Below are 17,578 nucleotides of genomic sequence, written 5' to 3' on the forward strand. Positions count from 1 at the left end.
CCCTGGTTACCGGCGTCAGCCGAGGCGGCGTTCGAGTACCTGGCCGGGCCACGGGTCGCGGCCGGGCCGCTGCACCGTGAACGGGTCGGTGGCGGTGAAGCCGCAGCCCTCGTAGAAGCGGACCAGAGCCCGGTCGTCGCCGCCGTAGCAGTCCACCCGCAGCAGACCCAGGCCCCGGTCGCGGGCCAGCTCCTCCGCGTACGCCAGCAGCCGCGCCCCGATCCGGTGGCCGGCGTACGCCCGGTCGGTGACCAGCAGGTTGACGTACAGCTCCGGCTCGGTGGCCGGGGGCACGTAGTCGGTCGCCGCCCCCACCACCAGGGCGCCCACGGCGGCGTCCCCGAGCATGGCCAGGTAGAGGCCGCCGCTGGTGGCCCACGCGTCGGCCTGGGCGATCCGCCGTGGGTCGGCCGACGCGGGCTGGGTGCCCCACTGGCCGGTCCGGCCGCGCTCGACCAGCCAGGTGGTGGCCGTATCGAGCAGCCGCAGCACGGTGGCCGCGTCGTCCGGCCCGCCCGGTCGGATGGTGACGGTTTGCTGGTCAGTCATCCCGTCATGCTGCTACACGGCGACCGGCGGCCGATCATCGGCCACCGCCGGTCGTCGGCGCCCCGGTTCGCCAGCGCCCGCTTCCATGATGCTGAGACCGACCGACCGATCGATGGATGCGGCCGCCCGGGTCTGGAACCGCTCACGCCGCTGCGACCCGCTCCCACGGCGCTGGTACGCGGACCGACGCCATGTCCGCCGCCGTCGCGGCCCGGATGCCCAGGTCGGTGTCCTCGAAGACCAGGCAGTCCGCCGGGGGCACGCCGAGCCGGCGGGCGGCGAGCAGGAACGCCTCCGGATCAGGCTTGGGCCGGGTGTAGTCCCCGGCGCAGACCAGCGTCTCGAACCGGTCGAGCAGACCCAGCGTGTCGAGCGAGACGGTGACCGACTCCCGGGTGCCGCCGGAGACCACCGCGAACGGGATGCGCCCGTGGGCGTCCTCGATGTGTGCCAACACCTCCGGCACGGCGGTCACCTCGGGCAGCGCCCGTTGGTAAAGCTCCTCCTGCCGCTGCACGACGGTGTCGACTGGCATGGCCAGCCCATGCCGCTCGTTGAGCGCGGCGACAATGTCGGCGATCGGCCGGCCGCCCCAGGCGTAGAACAGCTCTTCGGGAAACTCGCAGCCCCACTCGTCGAGGGCCGAACACCAGGCGGAGTAGTGCAGCGGCATCGAGTCGACGATGGTGCCGTCGCAGTCGAACAGGTACGCGCGGAAGTCGCCGGGAGGCAGGGGCAGGCTCACCTGGGCAGATTATGACCTCGCCGAAAAATGCGGTGGCTGGGGCTGCGCCGCTCTCCTTGGGTGGGACGCCAGGTGCCGATCGGTCGGACCCGTCACCGGTCCACCCCGTCGGTGACGAGGCGTTCGGTGGCCAGGCAGGAGACGAGGCAGCGTTCCTTCGCGTCGCCGGTCAGCCGGGCCGTCCAGTCGGTGAAACCGCCGTCGCCGACCTCCAGCGCGCCGTCGCGCAGGGTGAGGCGCATCGCGCACCCGATGTAGTAGCCGCGCCCGCGCTGCCGCTCCGGCTCGTCGAGCAGCGGAACCCCGTCGACGGTCAGGGCCGGGCGGACGGTGTCGGCCAGCCGTTCGCCGACGACCGGGTCGAGGACTGTGACGTGCAGCCGGGGCGCGGCCGCCGGGGCCAGCTCGGCGAGCACCGTACGCCACCAGGCCAGGTGTCGGGCCAGCAGCCGTGCCTCGGTACGCCCCGACCCCGCGTCCCGGGCGCTGGACACGAGGGTGAAGAGCCGGAAGTGCGCGGACGCGCCGGGGCCGAAGTCCTGCGCCCGGAGCACCCGGTGCACGGCGGCGAGGTGTACCTCGCCGTTGCGGGACTGCCGTTGCCGACGCGCCGCTGTCTCGACGGCGAGGGCGTTCGTCGGGTCGCTCACCACCTCGGTGCCGCGTACGGTGGTGACGATCCGGTTCTGGCTTACCGGCGCGACGGCGGTGCAGGTGCCGAGCGGGACGACCGGGGACAGTTCGACGCCCGCCACGTCGGCCGGCAACAGCTCCCACAGCCGCGCCTCCAGCCGGCTGAGTGCGCGCGGGTCCACCTCCGACGGCCGGACGAAGCGATCGTCCCGCCAGCGCCGCAGCACGTCCGGCGGGCGCACCACCGCCGCGCGGTCCCGAGCCACGGTCAACAGCAGCGTCCGCAGGTCGGCGGCGGGCAGGGCGGCGAGCGCGTTCCGCGTCCCCGCCGGCAGCGCCGCCCACACCCGGCGCTCCGCGCCGGACAACTCACCCGAGTCCATCCCCGCCACCCTGGGGTACGCCTCCCCACCGCGTCCACCCGATTTCGCCACCCCGCTCGACACGCCGAGCTGCGCAGATCTTGGAGGGAAAGTGCCCCTGTTGGGGTCACTTCCTGCCAAGATCGCCCGGTGTGGTCAGTGGGCGGTGTCGAGGTTGAGGACTACCACGCCGGCGATGATCAGGGCGGCGCCCATCACCTTCGCGACGCTGAGTGGTTCACCCAGGAAGGCCGCTCCGATCGCCATGATCGCGGCGGTGCCGAGCCCGGACCAGATCGCGTACGCGACGCCGACCGGGATCTCCTTGACGGCCAGGGCGAGCAGCCCGAACGACGACACGTACGCGACCGCCAGCCCGAGCGTCGGCCAGAGCCGGGTGAAGCCGTGGGTTGCCTTGAGCAGGCTGGTGCCGATCACCTCGGCGGTGATCGCGCCCAGCAGGAACAGGTACGCCATGGTGGGACCGTACCGGCCGGGTCAGCGGCGGCCGGACCCCCGGAGGTCGCCGACGAACGCCTGCCAGGCGGCCGGGGCGGAGGCGAGGGTGCCACTGAGTCGACCCTCGGGCGGAGTGGCGCGGAGTGGCGCGGAGTGGCCGGGCCAGCCCGCGCGGCTGGCCCGGAATGATCGCCCTCAAACACGGAAGTAGTGGCCTCCACGCCGACGGGAGGCCACTACTTCCTGCTTCGAGCACGATCTTGCCGGCGCGGCTACGCCGCGGGGGTCAGGAGATCGTGCAGGCCTTGTTGTTGAGGGTGATCAGGGTGGGGGTGGGGTTGGGGCCGCCGGAGGTCGAGCCGATCAGGCCGAAGGTGATCTCGGCCCCCGGGGCGATCGTGGCGTTCCAGGACTCGTTCGTCGCGGTGACCGTGGCCCCGGACTGGCTGAGCTTCGCCGACCAGTGGTCGCTCACCTTCTGGTCGCCGGCGAAGGCCCACCGCACGGTCCAGCCGTTCAACGCCGACTTGCCGGTGTTGCGCACCGTGACCTGGGTGTTGAAGCCGCCGGGCCAGCTGCCGTGGGTGGTGTACGTGACGGCGCAGGTCGGGGCCGGCACCGCCGCCGCGTCACCCTGGTCGGCGAGGAACGACGCCAGCCACGCCAGCGCCGAGTTCCAGTTGATCGCCACCTCGTTGGTGGCGTACGAGTTGATGTCGTCGACGTAGCAGAACATCGGCTGGCAGCCGGTCAGCAGGCTGGCCGCGTACGGGTCCTGGAGGCCGGAGTTCGCGCCGCCGGCCAGGGAGCCGGCCGGCGGGTGCGGCAGGTCCGGGTTGAGCTGGTGGGCGAAGATCCGGGTGTGCTGGTTCTGCGCCGCGTGCGTGCCCCAGCCGGTCACGTACGAGATGTTCAGCGCGTTGCGGCCGAGCAGGTAGTCGGCGGACTGCACCGCCCCGTCCCGGTACTTCGCGTCCCGGGTCAGGTCGAACGCGGTGGCGAGCACGACCGCGTTGTTGATGATGTTGCTGTTGCCGCCCCAGACGTAGGAGTTCGCATCGCCGGACAGCGGCAGCCCGTACGCCTGGCCGCGCAGGGTGGCCAGGTAGCGGTCGGCGGCGGCGGCCACCGAGGCGCGGATCCGGGCCCGCTCGGCGGCCGGCAGCGCGTTCGGCACGGTGGCCAGGTCGAGCCGGCCCAGCGCGGCGACGCTCTGCCAACCGAAGGCGCCCCCGGCGTCGAACACGTCCGCGGTGTGCAGCGGCGACGCGGTGAGGTCGGTCAGGTACGCCTGCTCGCCGGTGGTCAGCCACAGCTCGACGGCCGCCCAGTAGAACTCGTCGGTGACGTTGGTGTCGTCGTACGCTCCGCCGCCGTTGCCGTCGGCCGCCGACGCGTAGATCGCCGGGTGGGCCTTGGCCGCGGCGTACGCGGTCTTCGCGGCGGTGCCGCAGCGGGCCGCGAAGGCGGCGTCGTACGGGGCGAACAGTCGGGCGCACTGAGCGGCGACGGCGGCGAGGTTGAGGGTGGCGGCGGTGGACGGCGGGTGCAGCTCACGCGGCTCCGGGTCGTCCTGCGGGGCGAGCGGCAGCCCGGTCCAGTTCCGGTCGTGGATCTTGTGGTGGGCCATCCCGGCGAGGGGCTTGCCGGCCGGCACCTGCATCCGCAGCAGGAACTCCAGCTCCCAGCGGGCCTCGTCGAGGATGTCCGGGACGCGGTTGCCCCGCTCGGGCACGCGCAGCGTCGCGTCGCCCAGCGCCGCGCCGCCGGCGGCCGTCTCGGCGGTCTTGGTCCGTTCGAAGGCGCTCAGCAGCTGGTAGGTGGCGATGCCGCCGTTGACCACGTACTTGCCGTGGTCGCCGGCGTCGTACCAGCCGCCGCGCACGTCGAGGGAGTAGTCGCAGACACCGGCCTGGCAGGGCACGGTGGTGTCGCCCCGGTTGGGGGCCACGCCGAGGTGCCCGGCCGGGCGGGCGTACTGGGCGCCGATCAGGTTGCCGTCGATCGCGGTGCCGCTGCGCTGGGCGTAGAAGAACTGGAGCGAGTCGGCGCGCAGCCGGTCGTAGAGGGTGCCGGAGATGTCGAACGGGTGGCTGGTCTCCCCGTCAACCACCAGCGTGTAGCCGGTGCCCGGGGTGCGGAACGACGAGAAGTCGACGGTCTGCACGTTCTGTCCGGAGGCCGGGTCGACCCCGCGCGGGGTGCTCCGGCCGCTGGCCACCACCGTGCCGGCCGCGGACTTGAGCTGCCACGGCAGCGGGTCGGTGGCGTCGGTGACCACGGTGGCGTTCTTCGGGCCGCCGGGCAGGTAGCCGACCTGGTTGACCCGCACCCGCGGCCCGGTGTTCGGCTCGTACGGCGCGGCCGCCTCGCCGCCGCGCAGCGAGACGTTGCCCAGGCAGATGGTCTGTGCCTGCGGGCTGCCGCCGACCTGGAAGATGAGCTGGGCGGAGGGGTTGTCGGCCGGGGCGGTGAACGTGGTGTCGACGTGCCGCGCGGTGGCGGTCGCGGTGGCGTTGGCGCTGGCGTACGTGGTGTAGGGATCGTGCCCGAGCTGGAGCACCGCCGTGATGGCCGTCCCGGGGGTGGCCGAGACGTCGAACGAGAGCTCGTATTCGGCGCCGGCGATCAGCGGCACCGCGTCCTGGCCGATGCCCGCGTCCCAGAGGTTCGCCAGGCCGCCGGGAACGGTGGTGCAGAGCCGGCCGTCGACGACCCTGAGCTCGCCGGTGCCGTAGGAGAACCAGGGGCTGGTGCCGGCGCTGAAGTCGCCGTTGCGGATCTGTTCGGGGGCGTCGGGGGGAACTGCGGCGTGGGCCGGGCCGGCGGTGGCGCCGGCCATAACGAGGGTGGTGGCCGCGGCGAGCGCCGTCAGGCGACGTCGGTATGGGCTCACGGAGGGTTCCTTCCGTGCGGCAGCGGTGGTGGTGGGGGCAGGAGCTGGGAGCGCTCCCAATTGGAGAGATGTTTCCAGCGCGCGCCCTCGCTGTCAATCGATCCGGAGTAATGAGATCGCGGCACGCCCGGCAGTGAGATTCGCCGCGCCACGCGGCATGGTCCTGATCTCCTAGAGACAACTGCACCCTTCGCCTGGCAGGCTGCCACCCATGACCCTGAAGCTTCGTTCCGTGGGAGCGAGCGACCGTGGGCTGATCCGCAGTGGAAACCAGGACGCCCAGCACGCCGGCAACTCGCTGGTCGCCGTCGCCGATGGCATGGGCGGTATGGCCGCCGGCGACCTGGCCAGCCGGATCGCCATCGACGCGGTCGCACCGCTGGACGTGGAGACCCCCGAGGACGCGTTGGTCGCCGCCCTGCAGGGTGGCATCGAGTTGGCCACCGCGCGGATCCGGGAGGCCGTCGCGGAGGACCCGGAACGACAGGGCATGGGCACCACCCTGACCGCGTTGCTCTTCGCCCGCACCGGCAGTTGCCTGGCCCTGGCCCACGTCGGCGACTCCCGCGCCTATCTGTTCCGCGAGGGTGTGCTCAAGCAGGTCACCCGGGACGACACCTTCGTGCAGATGCTGGTCGACCAGGGCGTGATCAGCCCCGAGGAGGCGAGCAGCCACCCCCGGCGGGCCGTGGTGACCCAGGCGCTGCAGGGCGACGAGGTCAGCCCGGCATACGCGACGATGGTGCCCTGGGCCGGCGACCGTTGGCTGCTGTGCAGCGACGGCCTCTCCAACGTGGTCCGCGCGGAGACCCTCGCCGAGGTGCTCGCCGAGCACGCCGACCGGCAGGCGTGCGCAGCCCGGCTCATCGACCTGGCGCTGCGGGCCGGCGGCCCGGACAACGTGACCGTGGTGATCGCCGACGTGGTGGAGGAGTAGCCCGGCTCAGCGCCGGCGCGGCGCGGCGTGCCGGGTCGGCTCGGCGGTGGTCGGATCCTCCGGCCACGGGTGGCGGGGATAGCGCCCGCGCAGCTCCGCCCGCACCTGCGGGTAGCCCACCTGCCAGAACGAGGCCAGGTCGGCGGTGACCGCCACCGGCCGGCCGGCGGGGGAGAGCAGGTGCAGCAGCACCGGCACCCGGCCGGCGGCGATCCGGGGCGCGTCCTGCCAGCCGAAGGTCTCCTGCAGCTTGACCGCGAGCACCGGGGCGGCCGGGTCGGCGTAGTCCACCCGGATCCGGGAGCCGCTGGGCACGGCGAGCCGCTCCGGCGCCAGCTCGTCCAGCCGGGCCGCCTGCCGCCAGTCCAGCAGCCGGCGCAGCGCCGCCGCGACATCGATCCGGCCCAGGTCGGTTCGGCGGCGCGCCCCGGCCAGCTCTGGGCCGAGCCAGCCGGGCGCGGCGGCGAGCAGCGCCGCGTCGGACACGTCGGGCCACTCGTCGCCGAGCGCGGTGCGGCAGAAGGCCAGCCGCCGGCGCAGCGCCGTCGCCTCAGGCGTCCAGCTCAGCAGGCCCGGGCCGGCCTGGCGCAGCCCGGTCAGCACGGCCTCGGCGAGCAGCGCCGGGTCCGGCGCCGCGAGGGGCCGGTCGACCAGTTCGATCGCGCCGAGCCGGACGACCTCGCGGGCCACCACGTCCCCGCCGAGCCAGCCGACCTCGCGGTCGGTGCGTAGCAGCGGGCCGCCGGCCTCCCGCGCGGTTGCCTCGTCCACCGGTGCGGCGAGTCGGACCCGGGCGGTCGGCGCCCCGGGAGTGCGGTCGGCCACCGCGACCGCCAGCCACGTCGACCCGGCCAGCCCCGACCCGGCCGCCAGCTCCGCGGCGGTCCCGCCGGCCATCAGGTACGCCGATCCGCCGCCCCGCCGCACCCGCGCGAGCCGCTCCGGATACGCCAACCCCACCAGCAGCCCGGCGGCGAGGTCGTCGGGGAGCCGGTCGGCGTCGGCGGTTCGTCCGGTCGCGGCGGTCCCGGACGACCCGCCGCCGTCCCGGGTCGCCCGCGCCGGGGTGGTGTCGTCCCGCGCACCGGCCCGGCCGCCGGACCGCCCGGCGGGCAGGGCGGTGCGGAGGCGGCGTACCTCGGCGCGCCAGCGGGCGGTGGCGGCCGGGTCGGCGTTGCCGCGCACCCGGCGCCACAGCGCGGCGAGGTCGTCGCCGGCCCCGGTGAGGGTCTCCTCGGCGAGCAGGGCGACCACCTCGGCGGCCCGGTCGGCGCCGACCCGCTCCGCCCCGTCGATCAGCGCCCGGGCCAGCCGGGGATGCGCCCCGACGGCCGCGATGGCCCGCCCCCGGGCGGTGATCCGGCCGCCCACGTCCACCGCGTCGAGCGTGGTCAGGGTCTCCCGGGCGACGGTGAGTGCGGCCGGCGGTGGAGGATCGGGCAGCGCCAGCCCGACGCCGTCCGGGTCGCCCCAGGCGGCCAGTTCCAGCGTGAACCCGGTGAGGTCGGCGGTGGCGATCTCGGGCTCGGGCTGCGGGGCGAGGTGGCCGTGGGCCGCCTCCGACCAGCACCGGTAGACCGCGCCGGGGGCCTCCCGCCCGGCCCGGCCGGCCCGCTGGGTCGCCGCCGCCCGGGACACCGGCACGGTGACCAGCGCGCCCAGCCCACGGGCCAGGTCGGTACGGGGCACCCGGCTCAACCCGGCGTCCACCACCACGCGTACCCCCGGCACGGTCAGGCTGCTCTCCGCCACGGCGGTGGCCAGCACGACCCGCCGCCGGTCGACCGTTGCGGGGCGCACCGCGTCCGACGCGCCGAGCCGGAACGGCCGAGCCGAGCCGTCCGGCCCGCTGACGTCGTCCGCTTTCAGCCGCAGCGCGGCGTCCTGCGCCGCGGCCGGCAGTCGGCCGTGCAACGGCAGCACGGCGATGGTGTCGCGCAGGTCGGCCAGGCGGGCGGCGACCGCCGCGATCTCGCCGGCCCCGGGTAGGAAGACCAGCAGGTCCCCGTCCCGTTCGCGCAGTGCCCGCCGGACCGTGGCGGCCACATGGTCGAGCAGCGCCGGGGCGACCCGTCCCGCGCCCGGCGCGGCGATCGGTCGGGGCGGCGGCGCCCAGACCCGGGTCACCGGGTGCAGGGCCGCCTCGGCCCGGACCACCGGCGCGGGCCGGTCGGGCCCGCCCAGCAGCGCGGCGAACCGGTCGGCCGGCGGGGTGGCGGACATCGCCAGCAGCCACAGGTCCGGCCGGAGCGTGGCCCGGGCCTCCACGGTGAAGGCCAGCGCCAGGTCGGCGTCGAGCTGCCGCTCGTGGCACTCGTCGAGCAGCACCGCGCCGACCCCGGGCAGCTCGGGGTCGTGTTGCAGCCGCCGTACCAGCAGGCCGGTGGTGACCACCTCGACGCGGGTGTCCGGCCCGACCCGGCGCTCGCCGCGGACGGCGTACCCGATCCGGCCACCCACGCGTTCGCCGAGCAGGGCGGCCATCCGGTGGGCGGCGGCCCGGGCAGCCATCCGGCGGGGCTGGGCGACCACCACCCGCCCGGCGACCTCGTCGGCCACCGCCAGCGGCGCGAGGGTGGTCTTGCCGGTGCCGGGGGGCGCGACCAGGACCGCCGTGCCGGCCGCACGCAGCGCCCCGGTCAGCGTCGGCAGAATCGCCCGGACCGGCAGGTCGATGGCCACGTCGGAGAGCACGGTCCTAATCTCTCACCCGGTGCTCGGGCCGCTGATCAGGGGCGCGGATCGCAGCGGGCCACCATATACGTGTAACGCGTATATAGTGATCGAGTGACCAAACCTCCTTCGTCGAACGACCCCGCGACGGCATCCAAACACGCTGGGGCAACACCGCTACCGGCGCCGGCGGCACCGGACAGACCGCCCGCCGGCGGCGGACGGCGGCGGCGCGACCTGATCCGGATGTCGTTGGTGGCCGGGCTCGGCGCGACCGCCGGCGTTGGGGGCGTCACCGGCGTGGAGCACTTCAACGAGCGTTACCCGCTGCCCTTCTACCGTGGCTACGCGGCCACGGTCCATAGTGGCCGGAGGACCGAGCCGCGGCACCGTGAGGTGGCGGTCACCTGGGGGATCAACACCACCAAGAAGCTGGTCGCGCTGACCTTCGACGACGGACCCATGCCGAACTGGACTCCGCAGGTGCACGCCATCCTGGCCGAGCACCGGGTCCGGGCGACGTTCTTCCTCATCGGAGAGCGGGCGCTGGCGCACCGCGATCTGCTTGCGGGGCAGCTCGGCGAGCACGAGATGGGTAACCACACCTGGGCTCATCGGGATCTCGCGCGAATGGAGTACGCCGACGCGTACGAGGCCATCGAGCGGGGCGCGCGGGCGATCGCCACCGTGACCGGCACAGAACCGACCCTGCTGCGCCCGCCGTACGGCCATCTCGGCGGCAGTGCGTTGCTGGCCGCCGCCGACTTCGGCGCCTCGGTCGTGCTGTGGAACCAGCAGATGGTGGAGACCGACTACCGGAACGACCAGGCGGGACTGGTCGACTACATCGTCGGATCGTGCACCCCGGGGACGATCATGCTCGCTCACGACACGGGCGCCGACGAACGACTTGTCGCCATCAAGGGCCTGCCCGACATGATCAAAGGATTGCGCACCCGTGGCTTCGAGTTCGTCACGGTCAGCGAGCTGCTCGGGGAGCGGTGAGCATGCTCCGGGCACCGAGCTACTTCGTCCTGGCCGCGCTCCTCGACGGCCCACTGCACGGTTACGTCATCATCAAGCGGGTCAGCGCCCTGTCCGACAACTCCGTCCGGATCGCCGCCGGCACGCTCTACGCGATCCTCGACCGGCTGGCCGAGGCCGCGCTCATCGAGGTCGTGAAGGAGGAGATCGTCAACGGGCGGGCCCGGCGCTGCTATGCCCTGACTCCGCAGGGTCGGGACAGGGTGCTGGCCGAGGCACGACGCCTCGCCGCGGCCGCGACGATCGTCACCGACCCGGCGTTGCGGCAACGCACGCTCGCCCGCACGGCGCAGAGTCTCGCGTGACCGCCGGCCTCGCCCGGCACCCCGTCCGTCAGTACGTCCCGTCGAGTTCCCCGCGCAGCTTCGTCATCGCCCGGGCCAGCAGCCGGGACACGTGCATCTGCGACACGCCGATCCGTTCGGCGATCTGCGACTGGGTCAGGTTGCCGTAGAAGCGCAGCGTGAGGATCTTCTGCTCCCGCTCGTCGAGCGTGGCCAGCGCCGGACCGAGGGCCACGCGCAGCTCGGCCAGCTCGAACGCGCCGTCCTCGCCGCCGAGCAGGTCGCCCAGCTCGGTGGCCCGGTCGCCGTCGCCGGTCGGTGTGGACAGCGACACCGCGTTGTACGCGCGGGCGCCCTCCAGGCCCTCCAGGACCTCTTCCTCGGTGAGGCTGAGGTGGGCCGCGATGTCGGCGACCGTCGGCGAGCGGCCGAGGGTCTGCAGCAGCGCGCCGTTGGCGTCGGAGATGACCAGCCGTAGCTCCTGGAGACGCCGGGGCACCCGGATGTCCCAGGTGCGGTCGCGGAAGTGCCGCTTGAGCTCGCCGATGATGGTCGGGATGGCGTAGCCGGCGAAGTCGACGCCCCGGGAGGGGTCGAACTTGTCGATCGCCTTGATCAGGCCGACCGCGGCGGTCTGCACCAGGTCGTCGGTGGGCTCGCCCCGACCGCTGTAACGGTGGGCGAGGTGGTTGGCGAGCGGCAGCCAGGCCTCGATCGTCCTGTCACGCAGCGCGGGGCGTGACGGATGGTTGGCGGGCAGCGCGGCCATCGCGTTGAGCAGATCGGCGGCGCTGTCGGTGAGCGACTGCGGGTCGAGCCTCTCGGAGGTGGACGGCGGTGTGGTCCGCTGCTCGCTGATCGTGTGCGCGGTCATGGCGTGGTCCTCCCTGCACCTCGTCCGCGGAGAAAGACGTGACGCTTCGGTTTAGCCTCGCTTGGTCTGTTCGGAAGCCACCCTAACCTGATCGGCCAGCGAAAATCTAGCCGAAAGTATGATGGGTTTAAGTGGTTTAAAGCTCATGCCCGCTTAATTCGGGCATCTTCGCCGCGCCGCGCGGCCCCCATCGAGGTGTCCGGATGGTCACGCGTTGTGGACCATCCGGATCGACGGGAGAGCCGACAGCCCCCTCACATTGTCGGCGTTTCGGTCGTTGTCCCGTCGACGGGACTCCCCGTAGCGTGCGGGTGTACTCGTCTACGGAGGTGCCGTGCTCGATCCCGCTGCTCCGCAACTCGTCGTCAACGCCCGGGTGCTCCAGTTCAGCTGGCTCCCGGCGGACCCGGACGCGGCCGCAGCGCTCGTGCCCACGGGGCTGCGGCCCCGCCCCGACCGCCAGGTGTTCCTCTGCCAGTACGTGGTGGACGACGAGTCGCAGACCTCGGGCCTCGGCGCGTACTCCCTCACCTACCTCGGCGTTGCCCTCGACGACATCGACCCGCCGCCGGTGGGGGACACCCCCGGCGGCTGGTGGACCCACTACCTCGTCTCCAGCCCGCTGGTACGCGCCTACGCCCTCGCCCGAGGCGCCCCGGCGGCGTCCGGGGAGACCCGGCTCGAACTGCGGGGCGAGCAGTTGACCGCGGAGACCCGCACGGACGGGCGGGCCATCGTCCGGACCGTGTCCCGCGTCGGGCACACCGGCAGCCGGGTGTGCAGCGGGCACCACCGGTACCTGACCGTCCGGAAGGGGGAACTGCTCACCGCCGATTACCCGTACGTGGCGGAACCGGTGACCCCGTTCGAGGTCGAGTCGGTCGAGTTCCTCGCGCCGGAGCACCCGGTCTACGCGCTGCGCCCCGCCAACCCGTTCGTGATCTGCGGGGGCTTCTATTCGCCGCGGGTGTCGTTCGCGTACCCGCCGGGGCCCGGCGCCCTCGACGACCCGTCGGCCGCCGCGGACCGGCGGTCGGCGGCCCCTTCCTCGGCGGGACGACGGCCAGCCTGAGCGGCGTGGTGAATCAACGGCTCGACGAGGTTTCGCGTCGCCCGAACGGGTAATTCAGCTCGCGGTCGACGCGTTCCGCGCGGCGCGGAACCACGAGCCTTTCGCGTGGGCCTCGCCGGACCCCCAGCCGTACCAGGAGGAGGCCACCGCATGCCCGCCGAGACGACGAACACCGTGACCGAGTACCGCGACCAGGCGGTGGAGGGGGAACGGGGTGCGCTGGTGGCGGTTCTGTTGATGGTGCTCCTCGGGGTGGCCGGCATCTTCGCTGTCTCCTGACGCCGACGGGCGCCCCGGTGAACCGGGACGCCCGTCGAGCGCGGGCCGGTCAGGGCTGGGCGTCCTCGCCGCCGGTGTGCGGCAGCCGCTCGGCCGGGATCACGCCGAGCCGCCCGGCCTGGTAGTCCTCGAACGCCTGGATCAGCTCGGCCCGGGTGTTCATCACGAACGGGCCGTAGTGCGCCACCGGCTCCCGGATCGGCTGCCCGCCCATGAGGTAGAGCTCCAGCGCGGGCGCGTTGCTGTCCTGCTTCGCGTCCGCGGTGACCCGCAGCGCGTCACCCGGGCCGTGCACGGCCAACTGGCCGATGTGGATCGGACGGCGGTCGGTGCCCACCGTGCCCCGGCCCGCCATGACGTAGACCAGCGCGTTGAAGTCCGGCCGCCAGGGCAGGCTCAGCTCCGCCCCGGGCTGAAGCGTCACATGGGCGATGGTGATCGGCGTGTGGGTCGAGCCGGGCCCCTGGTGCCCGGCGATCTCCCCGGCAATCACCCGGATCAGCGCGCCGCCGTCGGGCGTGGTCAGGAGTGCCGACTCCCGGCCGCGGATGTCCTGGTAGCGCGGCGGATTCATCTTCGCCGCCCGGGGCAGGTTGACCCAGAGCTGCATGCCGTGGAAGAGGCCGCCGCTTACCACAAGGTGCTCCGGCGGCGCCTCGATGTGCAGCAGGCCGCTACCGGCCGTCATCCACTGGGTGTCGCCGTCGGTGATGGTGCCGCCGCCGCCCTGCGAGTCCTGGTGGTCGAAGATCCCGTCGAGCATGTAGGTGACCGTCTCGAAGCCGCGGTGCGGGTGCCACGGGGTGCCCTTCGCCTCGCCCGGGGCGTAGTCAACCTCGCCCATCTGGTCGAGGTGGATGAACGGGTCCAGCTCGTGGAGCGGGACGCCGGCGAAGGCCTTGCGGACCGGGAACCCCTCGCCCTCGTAGCCGCTCGGCGCGGTGGTCAGCCGGCGGACCGGGCGGAAGGCGGTGGACTCGTCCAGCTCCGGCAGGCGGGGCAGGATTAGAACGTCGTCGACGGTGATAGCGGGCATCGTGGTCTCCTTACTTGTCGGCCGGGGCGGACGACGCGTCGCGGTCGGCGCGCAGGCGCCGGCCGAGCCGCTCGAAGACCCGGGTGAGGCAGGCGACCTCGGCGTCGTCGAGGTCGTCGATCAGGTGGGCGCGCACGGAGCGCAGGTGGTGCGGCGCGGCCTCGCGCAGCGCCAGCAGGCCGGCGGCGGTGAGCACGGCCTCGCTGCCGCGCCGGTCCTGCGGGCAGGACTGCCGGGCAACCAGGCCCCGCTTCTGCATCGAGGCGATCTGGTACGTCAGTCGGCTCGGCGAGAAGACCAACCGGCCGGCCAGCTCGCCCATCCGCAGCCGCTGCCCCGGTGCTTCGGAGAGCAGCACCAGCACGTGGTAGTCGGCGAAGCTCAGCTCGCTGGCCGCCCGCAGGTCCTCCTCGAGTTGGGTGAACAGCCGCTGGCTCGACTCGATGTACGCGCGCCAGGCGGCCATCCGCTCGGGGTTCAGGCTCTCGGTCACGGCTACGACATTAGCACTACTTCAAATTTAAACAAGTACTTTCGAGTTGAGGGTGAGCGGCGTGATAGCCACACCGAGGAGCAGTCATTGGAATCTGAAGTGAATCCCCCGGCGGGGTAAGTGTTGCGGTGCCGGCCCGGGCTCGGATGGCACACTCCGGCTCGTGGAGCACGTCGAGCTGAACGCCGCTGGTCTGCTGCTGCGTCCCTGGCGGGAGGAGGACGCCCCCGCGGTGCTGGCCGCGCTGGGCGACCCCGCCATCGGGCGGTGGAATGCCCAGCACGTGACCGATCTCGACCGGGCCCTCGACTGGATCCGCTGGCGATCGGACTGGACCTCGGGGCGTCGCCTCTCGTTCGCGGTCACCGACCCGGCGCGCAGGACCCTGCTCGGCGCGGCCTCGCTCAACGAGATCCACGGGGAAGACGCCAGCATCGGCTACTGGACCGCCGTGGAAGCGCGCGGTCGTGGGGTGGCCACCCGAGCGGTCCGGGCGCTCGGCTCCTGGGCCTTCGCCGAACTCGGCCTGCATCGGATCGAGCTGTGTCACGCGGTGGGGAACCCGGCGTCCTGCCGGGTCGCCGAGCGGGCCGGCTACCCGCTCGAGGGCACCCTGCGCGAGTCGCACCGTTACGGCGACGGCCGGCGGCACGACGAGCACCTGCACGCTCGGCTGGCCACCGACGCCTGACCGTGGCCCCGGCGGCGGTCACCGGGCTGACGCGCCGCTCGGGAAGTGCATCCGGCCGAGCAGGTGCCGGGCCTGTTCGGCCAGGTCGGCCTCCACGATCACCGCGTACTGGCTGGCCCGCAGCGACGTGGACGAGGTGAAGTCCCGCTGACCCCCGGTCATCGCGTGGACCACCGCGCCGAACACGGCACCCCAGATCGCGCCGATCACCAACCCCACCACGATCACCACGAGCCAGTTGCCCGCGGTGAAGATCCCGAAGAGCAGCCCGATGAAGAGCCCGAACCAGGCGCCCGCCCCCGCGCCCACCACGGCGGCCCGGCCGGTGGTCAGTCGGCCCATGATCGTCTCGACCAGGGTGAGGTCGGTGCCGACGATCGACGTCCGCTCCACCGGAAAGCGGTTGTCGGCCAGGTAGTCCACCACCCGCTGCGCGGACGGATAGTCCGGGTACGACCCGATTGTCACGGTCGGCGGGCCGGTCTGGGGTCCGTGTCCGTCTCCGCTCGGCTTGGCCGGACGACCGCCCGGACCGGACGGGAGGTTGTCGCTGCCGGGCATCCCGGGTAGCCAGGCCGGCATCGAGGGTCTGGTCATGAGCCTCCTCCTTCGTCAACCACGGCGTTCCCCGCCGCCAGGAGTGGTAACGCCCGCGGCGGCCGGGCACCGCCTTGCATGCTCGGGGGTCGGGCGGGTAGCCACGGGCGTGGACGCCGGACGGATCAGCGAGCACGCGTTCCTCGCCGACGGGCGCACGGCGGCGCTGGTTGACCGGGCCGGCGCGGTGAACTGGTGGTGTCCGGCCCGCTTCGACGGCCCCTCGGTCTTCGGACGGTTGCTCGACGGCGCCGCCGGGCACTGGAGCATCCGGCCCGAGGGCGACTTCACCAGCGAACGGTCCTACCTGGACGACACGCTGGTGCTGCGTACCGTCTTCACCACCCGGACCGGTACGGTGGCCGTCACCGACGCCCTGGCGCTGGAGGCCGGCGCGCGCGGCCACGAGATCGGCCTGCGCTCCCCGCGCGTGCTCGCCCGGGTCGTCGAGGGGCTCACCGGCGAGGTGCCGGTGCGGGTCGACTACCGACCCCGCTTCGAGTACGGCCGGGTCCGCGCCTACCTCACCGAGACCGACGGGGTGATCGGGGCGACCGCCGGCGCCTCCCGGCTGGAGTTGCGCGCCAATGCCCCGATGACCTGCGGCGACGGCACCGCCTCCGGGCGGTTCACCGCCCGTGCCGGCACCGTCCACCACTTCACCCTCGGGTACGCCCCGACCTACGACGGCGGCGAGCCGGCGCTGCCCGACGCCGATCAGGTGGTCGCCGACACGGTTGCCGGCTGGCGGTCCTGGGCCGGGCTGCACGACTACCGCGGGCTCTACCGCGACCAGGTGCGGCGCAGCGCGCTGGTGGTGCAGGGGATGACCTACCAGCCCAGCGGCGCCGTCGTCGCGGCGGCCACCACCTCGCTCCCCGAGGAACTCGGCGGCGACCGCAACTACGACTACCGCTACGTGTGGGTACGCGACTTCAGCCTGACCCTCCAGGCGCTCTGGCTGGCGGCCTGCCCGGACGAGGCGAACCGGCAGTTCGCCTGGGTCGCCCGGGCGATGGGCCGGATCGGCGACGAGCCGGTGCCGATCATGTACGGCGTCGAGGGTGAGCGGGACCTCACCGAGCACCGCCTGGACCACCTCGCCGGGTACGCCGACAGCCGGCCGGTGCTCGTCGGCAACGACGCCTGGCGGCAGCGGCAGACCGACGTGCTCGGCGAGATTCTCGACGCCGCCTGGCTGATGCGGTACTACCTCGACCCGATGGCGCCCGAGGTCCGGCAGCTGCTGCATGCCCTCGCCGACCAGGCGGTGCTGGACTGGCGCCGGCCGGACGCCGGGATGTGGGAGGCGCGCGACGCCGAACGGCACTACGTGTCGTCCAAGGTGCAGTGCTGGACCGCCCTGGACCGGGCGATCCGGTTCGGCACGCGGATCGGCGACGCCGCCGACGTGGCGCGCTGGGCGGCGGCCCGGGACGAGGTACGCGAGGCGGTGCTGACCCGGGGCTGGAACGACCGGGTCGGCGCGTACACCGGGGCCTTCGACTCCGACGAACTGGACGCCTCGGTGCTGATCATGCCGCTGGTCGGCTTCCTGCCGGCCGACGAGCCCCGGATGCGCGCCACCATGGACATCGTGGAACGCCGGCTCTCCCGGGACGGGCTGCTGCGACGCTGGGACGGTGACCCGGCGAGCTTCGTGATCTGCTCGTTCTGGCTGGTCGGCTGCCTGGCCGACGCCGGTGAGCTGGACCGGGCGCGGCGGCTGTTCGAGCAGCTCACCACCCGGGCCAACGACCTGGGTCTCTATGCCGAACAGATCGACGAGGCCACCGGCGAGCAGTTGGGCAACTTCCCGCAGGCCTTCTCGCACATCGGCCTGATCAACGCCGCGGGCCGGATCACCGCCGCCACCGAGCGGGCCGGTGGCCGTGCAGAGCGGGAGGCCGTGCCGACCGGTACGGCCACCACGGCGGGAAAACGCGAATGACCG

Annotated in this window: 17 protein-coding genes; 7 read left to right on the plus strand and 10 right to left on the minus strand. The window is 73.4% G+C overall.

The window, feature by feature from the left end; genetic code table 11:
* Positions 1–15: 15 nt before the first annotated feature.
* From AB0C02_RS15845 to AB0C02_RS15865, 5 genes are all read right to left on the minus strand, one after another.
* Positions 16–549 carry a GNAT family N-acetyltransferase gene (locus tag AB0C02_RS15845; RefSeq protein WP_357548690.1) on the minus strand — a complete coding sequence of 178 codons (534 nt, stop codon included), beginning with the start codon at positions 547–549 and terminating at the stop codon, positions 16–18.
* A gap of 142 nt (positions 550–691) precedes the next feature.
* Positions 692–1,294 (minus strand): HAD family phosphatase, encoded by a 603-nt coding sequence (locus AB0C02_RS15850; RefSeq protein WP_357548691.1) that lies wholly within the window; start codon positions 1,292–1,294, stop codon positions 692–694.
* A 92-nt stretch (positions 1,295–1,386) separates the two neighbouring features.
* Positions 1,387–2,310: a hypothetical protein gene (locus AB0C02_RS15855; protein ID WP_357548692.1), complete on the minus strand. Its 924-nt coding sequence runs from the start codon at positions 2,308–2,310 to the stop codon at positions 1,387–1,389.
* Between the two features lie 135 nt (positions 2,311–2,445).
* A complete protein-coding gene (locus tag AB0C02_RS15860) occupies positions 2,446–2,766 on the minus strand; it encodes a multidrug efflux SMR transporter (protein WP_357548693.1) in 321 nt (106 codons plus the stop codon).
* Positions 2,767–3,034: 268 nt separating this feature from the next.
* The gene (locus AB0C02_RS15865) at positions 3,035–5,644 is read right to left on the minus strand and encodes a glycoside hydrolase family 9 protein (protein WP_357548694.1); all 2,610 of its coding nucleotides are present in this window, start codon (positions 5,642–5,644) and stop codon (positions 3,035–3,037) included.
* Positions 5,645–5,855: 211 nt separating this feature from the next.
* Here AB0C02_RS15865 and AB0C02_RS15870 point away from each other — a divergent pair, with 211 nt between their 5' ends.
* The gene (locus AB0C02_RS15870) at positions 5,856–6,581 is read left to right on the plus strand and encodes a protein phosphatase 2C domain-containing protein (RefSeq protein WP_357548695.1); all 726 of its coding nucleotides are present in this window, start codon (positions 5,856–5,858) and stop codon (positions 6,579–6,581) included.
* 6 nt (positions 6,582–6,587) lie between these two features.
* Here AB0C02_RS15870 and AB0C02_RS15875 read toward each other — a convergent pair whose 3' ends face one another.
* Positions 6,588–9,275 (minus strand): ATP-dependent helicase C-terminal domain-containing protein, encoded by a 2,688-nt coding sequence (locus AB0C02_RS15875; RefSeq protein ID WP_357548696.1) that lies wholly within the window; start codon positions 9,273–9,275, stop codon positions 6,588–6,590.
* Positions 9,276–9,500: 225 nt separating this feature from the next.
* Here AB0C02_RS15875 and AB0C02_RS15880 point away from each other — a divergent pair, with 225 nt between their 5' ends.
* On the plus strand, positions 9,501–10,259 hold the full coding sequence (locus AB0C02_RS15880; protein WP_357548697.1) for a polysaccharide deacetylase family protein: 759 nt from the start codon (positions 9,501–9,503) through the stop codon (positions 10,257–10,259).
* Positions 10,260–10,261: 2 nt separating this feature from the next.
* Positions 10,262–10,603 (plus strand): PadR family transcriptional regulator, encoded by a 342-nt coding sequence (locus AB0C02_RS15885; RefSeq protein ID WP_357548698.1) that lies wholly within the window; start codon positions 10,262–10,264, stop codon positions 10,601–10,603.
* Between the two features lie 28 nt (positions 10,604–10,631).
* Here AB0C02_RS15885 and AB0C02_RS15890 read toward each other — a convergent pair whose 3' ends face one another.
* Positions 10,632–11,456, minus strand: coding sequence for a SigB/SigF/SigG family RNA polymerase sigma factor (locus AB0C02_RS15890; protein WP_357548699.1), 825 nt, complete (start codon positions 11,454–11,456; stop codon positions 10,632–10,634).
* A gap of 334 nt (positions 11,457–11,790) precedes the next feature.
* On the opposite strand from AB0C02_RS15890, the gene AB0C02_RS15895 reads away from it, so the two are divergent.
* Both AB0C02_RS15895 and AB0C02_RS15900 read left to right on the plus strand, forming a co-directional pair.
* A complete protein-coding gene (locus tag AB0C02_RS15895) occupies positions 11,791–12,528 on the plus strand; it encodes a hypothetical protein (RefSeq protein WP_357548700.1) in 738 nt (245 codons plus the stop codon).
* A gap of 150 nt (positions 12,529–12,678) precedes the next feature.
* The gene (locus AB0C02_RS15900; protein ID WP_357548701.1) at positions 12,679–12,807 is read left to right on the plus strand and encodes a hypothetical protein; all 129 of its coding nucleotides are present in this window, start codon (positions 12,679–12,681) and stop codon (positions 12,805–12,807) included.
* A 49-nt stretch (positions 12,808–12,856) separates the two neighbouring features.
* On the opposite strand, the gene AB0C02_RS15905 is transcribed toward AB0C02_RS15900, so the two are convergent.
* On the minus strand, positions 12,857–13,843 hold the full coding sequence (locus tag AB0C02_RS15905; protein WP_357548702.1) for a pirin family protein: 987 nt from the start codon (positions 13,841–13,843) through the stop codon (positions 12,857–12,859).
* 10 nt (positions 13,844–13,853) lie between these two features.
* A complete protein-coding gene (locus tag AB0C02_RS15910) occupies positions 13,854–14,336 on the minus strand; it encodes a MarR family transcriptional regulator (protein ID WP_357548703.1) in 483 nt (160 codons plus the stop codon).
* A gap of 163 nt (positions 14,337–14,499) precedes the next feature.
* Here AB0C02_RS15910 and AB0C02_RS15915 point away from each other — a divergent pair, with 163 nt between their 5' ends.
* On the plus strand, positions 14,500–15,027 hold the full coding sequence (locus AB0C02_RS15915) for a GNAT family N-acetyltransferase (RefSeq protein WP_357548704.1): 528 nt from the start codon (positions 14,500–14,502) through the stop codon (positions 15,025–15,027).
* Positions 15,028–15,045: 18 nt separating this feature from the next.
* Here the strand turns inward: AB0C02_RS15915 and AB0C02_RS15920 are convergent, their stop codons facing one another.
* Positions 15,046–15,624 (minus strand): general stress protein, encoded by a 579-nt coding sequence (locus AB0C02_RS15920; RefSeq protein ID WP_357548705.1) that lies wholly within the window; start codon positions 15,622–15,624, stop codon positions 15,046–15,048.
* 109 nt (positions 15,625–15,733) lie between these two features.
* Between AB0C02_RS15920 and AB0C02_RS15925 the strand changes: the two genes are divergently transcribed.
* Positions 15,734–17,575 carry a glycoside hydrolase family 15 protein gene (locus AB0C02_RS15925; RefSeq protein WP_357548706.1) on the plus strand — a complete coding sequence of 614 codons (1,842 nt, stop codon included), beginning with the start codon at positions 15,734–15,736 and terminating at the stop codon, positions 17,573–17,575.
* The last annotated feature ends 3 nt before the right edge of the window (positions 17,576–17,578 follow it).

Origin of the sequence: Micromonospora sp. NPDC048999 (genome assembly GCF_040649295.1) — a bacterium.
In the GTDB taxonomy this organism is placed as follows: Bacteria; Actinomycetota; Actinomycetes; order Mycobacteriales; family Micromonosporaceae; genus Micromonospora.

Coding starts and splice junctions, on each gene's coding strand:
- AB0C02_RS15880 (WP_357548697.1), top strand. CDS start 9,501: ATGTCGTTGGTGGCCGGGCTCGGCGCGACCGCCGGCGTTGGGGGCGTC.
- AB0C02_RS15845 (WP_357548690.1), bottom strand. CDS start 549: ATGACTGACCAGCAAACCGTCACCATCCGACCGGGCGGGCCGGACGAC.
- AB0C02_RS15900 (WP_357548701.1), top strand. CDS start 12,679: ATGCCCGCCGAGACGACGAACACCGTGACCGAGTACCGCGACCAGGCG.
- AB0C02_RS15885 (WP_357548698.1), top strand. CDS start 10,262: ATGCTCCGGGCACCGAGCTACTTCGTCCTGGCCGCGCTCCTCGACGGC.
- AB0C02_RS15870 (WP_357548695.1), top strand. CDS start 5,856: ATGACCCTGAAGCTTCGTTCCGTGGGAGCGAGCGACCGTGGGCTGATC.
- AB0C02_RS15890 (WP_357548699.1), bottom strand. CDS start 11,456: ATGACCGCGCACACGATCAGCGAGCAGCGGACCACACCGCCGTCCACC.
- AB0C02_RS15860 (WP_357548693.1), bottom strand. CDS start 2,766: ATGGCGTACCTGTTCCTGCTGGGCGCGATCACCGCCGAGGTGATCGGC.
- AB0C02_RS15920 (WP_357548705.1), bottom strand. CDS start 15,624: ATGACCAGACCCTCGATGCCGGCCTGGCTACCCGGGATGCCCGGCAGC.
- AB0C02_RS15905 (WP_357548702.1), bottom strand. CDS start 13,843: ATGCCCGCTATCACCGTCGACGACGTTCTAATCCTGCCCCGCCTGCCG.
- AB0C02_RS15855 (WP_357548692.1), bottom strand. CDS start 2,310: ATGGACTCGGGTGAGTTGTCCGGCGCGGAGCGCCGGGTGTGGGCGGCG.